This window comes from Polaromonas sp. (assembly GCF_039932935.1).
Lineage (GTDB): Bacteria > Pseudomonadota > Gammaproteobacteria > Burkholderiales > Burkholderiaceae_C > Polaromonas.
In genome coordinates this window covers 1-5,616 of record NZ_JBDTPB010000019.1, presented here as the reverse complement: position 1 = coordinate 5,616, position 5,616 = coordinate 1, and the positions used below count along the sequence as shown (strand labels likewise).

At 62.1% G+C, this 5,616-nt stretch carries 6 protein-coding genes; 3 read left to right on the top strand and 3 right to left on the bottom strand.

What is annotated here, in order from left to right; translation table 11 throughout:
* Window positions 1–496: rod shape-determining protein (locus tag ABI546_RS03020; RefSeq protein WP_348043974.1), on the bottom strand; the 496-nt coding region annotated here is incomplete at its 3' end.
* Between the two features lie 280 nt (window positions 497–776).
* Here ABI546_RS03020 and gatC point away from each other — a divergent pair.
* From gatC to gatB, 3 genes are read left to right on the top strand one after another with little or no spacing between them, the layout of a single operon-like run.
* Window positions 777–1,076, top strand: a complete 300-nt coding sequence (gatC, locus tag ABI546_RS03015) for an Asp-tRNA(Asn)/Glu-tRNA(Gln) amidotransferase subunit GatC (RefSeq protein ID WP_348043972.1) — start codon at window positions 777–779, stop codon at window positions 1,074–1,076.
* A complete protein-coding gene (gene gatA / locus ABI546_RS03010) occupies window positions 1,073–2,596 on the top strand; it encodes an Asp-tRNA(Asn)/Glu-tRNA(Gln) amidotransferase subunit GatA (RefSeq protein ID WP_348043970.1) in 1,524 nt (507 codons plus the stop codon). Before gatC ends, gatA begins: the two co-directional genes overlap by 4 nt.
* The gene (gatB, locus tag ABI546_RS03005; RefSeq protein ID WP_348043968.1) at window positions 2,593–4,092 is read left to right on the top strand and encodes an Asp-tRNA(Asn)/Glu-tRNA(Gln) amidotransferase subunit GatB; all 1,500 of its coding nucleotides are present in this window, start codon (window positions 2,593–2,595) and stop codon (window positions 4,090–4,092) included. Before gatA ends, gatB begins: the two co-directional genes overlap by 4 nt.
* A gap of 38 nt (window positions 4,093–4,130) precedes the next feature.
* On the opposite strand, the gene ABI546_RS03000 is transcribed toward gatB, so the two are convergent.
* Together ABI546_RS03000 and pyrE are read right to left on the bottom strand one after the other, a co-directional pair.
* On the bottom strand, window positions 4,131–4,796 hold the full coding sequence (locus ABI546_RS03000; RefSeq protein WP_348043966.1) for a DUF4124 domain-containing protein: 666 nt from the start codon (window positions 4,794–4,796) through the stop codon (window positions 4,131–4,133).
* Window positions 4,797–4,811: 15 nt separating this feature from the next.
* Entirely contained in the window at window positions 4,812–5,561 is a 750-nt protein-coding gene (gene pyrE, locus ABI546_RS02995) for an orotate phosphoribosyltransferase (protein ID WP_348043964.1), read from the bottom strand.
* Window positions 5,562–5,616 lie beyond the last annotated feature (55 nt).

Here is a 5,616-nt window from a genome sequence, read left to right as displayed (position 1 = left end):
CGACGACCATCGAGCCGCTCGCCTCGCTCACCGGCAGGCCGGCGCCGATCGCGGCTGCCATCGGCTCCTCGATCAGGTAGACGTCGCTGGCGCCGGCGCCGAGCGCCGACTCGCGGATCGCGCGCCGCTCGACCTGGGTCGAGCCGCAGGGCACGCAGATGATGATGCGCGGGCTCGGCCTCAGGATGGACCGCGGATGGACCATCTTGATGAACTGCTTGAGCATCTGCTCGGTCACCGTGAAGTCGGCGATCACGCCGTCTTTCATGGGCCGGATAGCTTCGATATTGCCCGGAACCTTGCCCAACATGGCCTTGGCTTCGTGGCCGACGGCCTGGATGGTTTTTTTGCCTTGCGGGCCGCCTTCATGGCGAATGGCCACGACGGAGGGCTCATCCAGCACAATACCGCGGTCGCGTACAAAAATCAGGGTGTTGGCGGTACCGAGGTCGATGGCCAAGTCGGTGGAAAAATACCGACGGAATGATTCAAACATATGCAGGGGTCCGGTTGGGCATGAGCGAACTTCGTTGCGCCATCGCCTTTTTATTGATCAAGCAATTATGGGGAAGTTGGGCCAGAGGCGCTCTGGAATCTGCTTCTGGCACCTAAAAAGCGCCTAAAGCGTGCATCCAACCCTGATTTCACACCAAAGGCGGGATAATACCGCATCCCCTATAGATCGATAGGTTTAGCAGGGGCGTTTTTTCAGCTTTACACCTCGTTTCAGCCTCTGTTTTCTGGTTTATTTTTTCCGTATTCCTCACTACCTACCCATGGCATTGACACCCCAAGACATCGCACGCGTTGCCAACCTGGCGCGGCTTGAATTGCGTCCCGACGAAACCGAACGCACCCTGAACCAGCTCAACGGCTTTTTTGCCCTGGTGGAGCAGATGGACGCCGTGAACACAGACGGAATTGAACCGCTGGCCCATCCGGCTGCGGTGATTGGCGAAGTCGCCTTGCGCCTGCGCGAAGACATCGCCAGTGAGCCCAACCAGCGCGAAGCCAGCCAGGTCAGTGCGCCGGCCGTGGAGCGCGGCCTGTTCCTGGTGCCAAAGGTGATCGAATGAGCGCCGCCATGAACACAGACCTGCACGACCTGGGCGTGGCCGCGCTGGCCGCCAAACTGGCCGCCCGCGAAGTCTCCAGCGTGGAAGTCACGCAGCACTTTCTGAGCCGCATCCAGCAGGAGAAGCTGGGCGCCTTCCTGGCCACCGATGCCGACGTGTCGCTGGCCCAGGCCAAGGCCGCCGACGTGCGCCTGGCCGCCGGCGAACGCACGCCGCTGCTAGGCGTGCCGCTGGCGCACAAAGACGTGTTTGTCACGCGCGACTTCCCCACGACGGCCGGCTCAAAGATGTTGGAGAACTACCGCAGCCCCTTTGATGCGACCGTGGTGAAAAACCTGGGAATCGAAGGCGCCGGCATGGTCACGCTGGGCAAGCTCAACTGCGACGAGTTCGCCATGGGCTCAGGCAACGACAACAGCGCCTACAAGCCCGTGAAAAACCCGTGGCACCTGGCGCGCATTCCCGGCGGGTCCTCAGGTGGCTCCGCGGCTGCCGTCGCGGCCCGCCTGGTGCCCGCCGCCACCGGCACCGACACCGGCGGCTCGATCCGCCAGCCCGCGTCGCTCACCGGCATCACCGGCATCAAGCCCACCTATGGCCGCTGCTCGCGCTACGGCATGGTGGCGTTTGCCTCCAGCCTCGACCAGGCCGGCCCGATGGCCCGCAGCGCGCTCGATTGCGCCCTGCTGCTGTCGGCCATGGCCGGGCCCGACCCGGACCGTGACTCGACTTCGCTGGATCTTCCCGCCGCGGACTACGCTACTGATTTGATAGCTGGTAGCGCTCGCGGGACGGGGGCTACAGCCCTTAAAGGCCTAAAAATCGGCTTGCCGAAGCAGTTTTTTGGCGCCGGCTGTGCGCCCGACGTGCTCCAGGCCGTGCGTGAAGCGCTGTCCGAATACGAAAAGCTCGGCGCCACGCTCGTCGATGTCGATTTGCCGCTGACCGAGCTGTCCATCCCCGTGTACTACGTGATCGCACCGGCCGAGGCCAGCAGCAATTTGAGCCGCTTTGACGGCGTGCGCTATGGCCATCGCGCGGCGCACTACGGCAGCCTTGACGACATGTACAAAAAGTCGCGCTCCGAGGGCTTCGGCGATGAGGCCACGCGCCGCATCATGATCGGCACCTATGTGCTGTCGCACGGCTACTACGACGCCTACTATCTCAAGGCGCAGAAAATCCGCCGCCTGATCGCGCAGGATTTCCAGACCGCTTTCACGCAGTGCGACATCATTGCGGGACCCGTCTCGCCCACCGTCGCCTGGAACATCGGCGAGAAATCCGACGACCCGGTCGCCAACTACCTGGCCGATATTTACACGCTCTCATCAAGCCTGGCGGGTCTTCCTGGCATGAGTGTGCCGGCGGGCTTTGGCGCGGGCGGCATGCCGGTGGGCCTGCAGCTGATCGGCAACTATTTCAAGGAAGCGCAGCTGCTTGCAACGGCGCATCAGTTTCAGATGGCGACCGACTGGCATACGCGCAGGCCCGCCGCTTTTGAGGTGACATCGAAATGAGCGCAGCAGCAACCCCCGTAGACGCTTTTGCACAGGCTCAAGTTGGCCGACCCACCGGCCCGCTCGTACAGGGTTACGAAGTCATCATCGGCTTTGAAACCCACACGCAGCTGACCACGCAATCGAAAATTTTCAGCCGCGCCTCCACCTCGTTTGGCGCGGAGCCCAATACCAACGCCTCGGCGGTTGACTTTGCACTGCCCGGCGCACTGCCAGTGATGAACAAGGGCGCCGTGCAGCGCGCCATCGAGTTCGGCCTGGCCGTGAACGCACACGTCGCCGAGCAGAGCGTGTTCGCGCGCAAAAATTACTTCTACCCCGACCTGCCCAAGGGCTACCAGATCAGCCAGTTCGAGATTCCGGTGGTGCAAGGCGGCAGCGTCGAGTTTTTCCTGGACGGCGAAAAACGCTCGGTACGCCTGGTGCGCGCGCACCTGGAGGAAGATGCGGGCAAATCGCTGCACGAAGACTTCATCGGCATGAGTGGCATCGACCTAAACCGCGCCGGCACGCCACTGCTCGAAATCGTGACCGAACCCGACATGCGCTCTTCAGCGGAAGCGGTGGCTTATGCCAAAGAACTGCATAAGATCGTCACCTGGATCGGCATCTGCGACGGCAACATGCAGGAGGGGAGCTTTCGCTGCGACGCGAACGTCTCGGTGCGCAAGCCAGGCGAGCCGCTGGGCACGCGCCGCGAAATCAAGAATCTGAACAGCTTCAAGTTCATGCAGCAGGCGATTGACTTCGAAGTGCGCTGGCAGATCGAGCAAATCGAAGACGGCCATGCGATCCAGCAGGCGACCGTGCTGTTTGACCCGGACACGGGCGAGACGCGCAGCATGCGTACCAAGGAAGACGCAGCCGACTACCGTTATTTTCCCGACCCTGATTTGCCGCCGTTGGTGATTGGGCGCGATTGGGTGGAAAAGACACGCTCCGAGATGAGCGAGCTGCCGCGCGTGATGGCGGCGCGGTTTGTGGGCGACTACGGCCTGCCTGAATACGATGCCGGCCAGCTCACGCAGAGCAAGGCAACCGCGGCTTTTTTTGAAGCGGTCGCTGCGGCCAGCAAACAAGCCAAGCTGGCGAGCAACTGGGTGATGGGCGAGTTATCGCGGCGCCTGAACAGCGAAGAAAAATCGATTGAAACCTCTGCCGTCACCGCTGCGCAACTCGCGGCCCTGATTGGCCGGATTGCCGACGGCACGATTTCCAACAACGCGGCCAGGCAAGTGTTTGACGCGCTCTGGATGGGCAACGGCGCAGATGTTGACACCATCATCGAAGCCAAGGGCCTCAAGCAGATGAGCGACACCGGTGAGCTGGAGAAAATCATCGACGAGGTACTGGCCGCCAACGCCAAAAACGTCGAAGAAGTTCGCGCCGGCAACGCAAAGGCCATGAACGCGCTGGTCGGCCAGGCCATGAAGGCTACCAAAGGCAAAGCCAACCCGGCGCAGGTTAATGAGCTGCTGAAAAAGAAACTGGGCTGACAGGTAGGGCGGTGTGCGGCGCGGCGGCTGCCGCGTGGTCACTGCGCCTGGTTTTTGTCGGCGGCAACAGCGCTGGCCCCGGTAGCCGGCGCGCCCGTAAGCGCCCAGAGCTGCTTGAGCTTGACCAGCTCTTCATCAAACCGCTGGTTGACGCGGCTTTTTTCCTGCTCCTGGTCCTGGATGAATTTCTTCTGCACCAGAGCGCTGCTGTCGTTTTCTTCGACCCGCCGCTTCAGCGGCCCAGGCGCTTTGCTGGGGTCCTTCGCGTAGAACTCGAGTTCGGCGTTGATGCTCTTGCGTTGCTCGGCCAGTTCCACAGTTCTTTTGCTGGCCGCCTTGATGACCTCGTCGATCTGGATCAGGGCGGTCGCGCGCTCCTGGTCGTGGACGGCGCGGCGCGGATAGCGCAGCAGCAGGGCGCGGTCACGGCGCTTGTCTTCAGCTTCGCGGGCTTTGAGCTCCGCGACAGCCTTGTCTTTTTCCTCTTGGGCGGCACGCTCTTTGGCCGTCAGCGACGGTCCCACCTGCCGCTTGACCGTGCCGGAGGGGCTTAGCTCCTGCTGCGTTCGGTCTATGCACTCGAGGATGGGCCGGTCGGCCGTGATCTTGCGGCCCTTGCCGTCTACACAGGTGTAAATTTGCGCTGCAACGGGGCCGGCCAGGCACGTGAGTGAAATACAGGTGACCGTGAACGCGGTTCGCAAGAGCAATTCGAATCCTTAATTAACGCCGTAACGTTCCCGATAGGCCAACACCGACTGGTAATGCGCTTGCAGAGATAACGTTTCAGACGCCCCGGATGCCGACATACCCCCCTGCAGGGAGAGATACTGCAGCAAGTCGGTCAGGCGCGCAATCGCGCAAACCTGAAGTCCCAGTTGATTCGTAACATATTGCACGGCACTGTGGCTCACATCCACACCGTTTTCAGTGGCCTTTTCCTGCCGGTCCAGCGCCAGCGCCACTGCATGTGGAATGGCGCCCGCAGCCTTGATGATGGCAATCGACTCGCGGGCAGCCGTGCCGGCGGACATCACGTCGTCAATGATCAGGACGCGGCCCTTGACCGGCGCACCGACCAGCGTACCGCCTTCGCCGTGGTCCTTGGCTTCTTTGCGGTTGTAGGCAAACGGGTAGTTGCGCCCGAGCCGCGCGAGTTCAATGGCCACCGCCGCCGCCAGCGGAATGCCCTTGTAGGCGGGGCCAAAGATCATGTCGAACGCAAGGCCGCTGCGCTTTTCTTCGGCCAGCAGATGCCGCGCATAGAATTGCGCCAGCCGGCCCAGCTTCGCCCCGTCGTCGAACAGGCCGGCATTGAAAAAATAGGGGCTGATGCGCCCGGCCTTGGTCTTGAATTGCCCGAAGCGCAGCACGTCCGATTCGACGGCAAACTGCACAAATTCCTGCGCCAGTGCGCCGCCCGCAGAATGCGCCCCGTCCTTGTTGTCCTGTTTCGTTGCCGTGCTCATTTGGAAGTCCCATGTTTAAATTGACCAGCCTCAACCTCAACGGTATCCGCTCCGC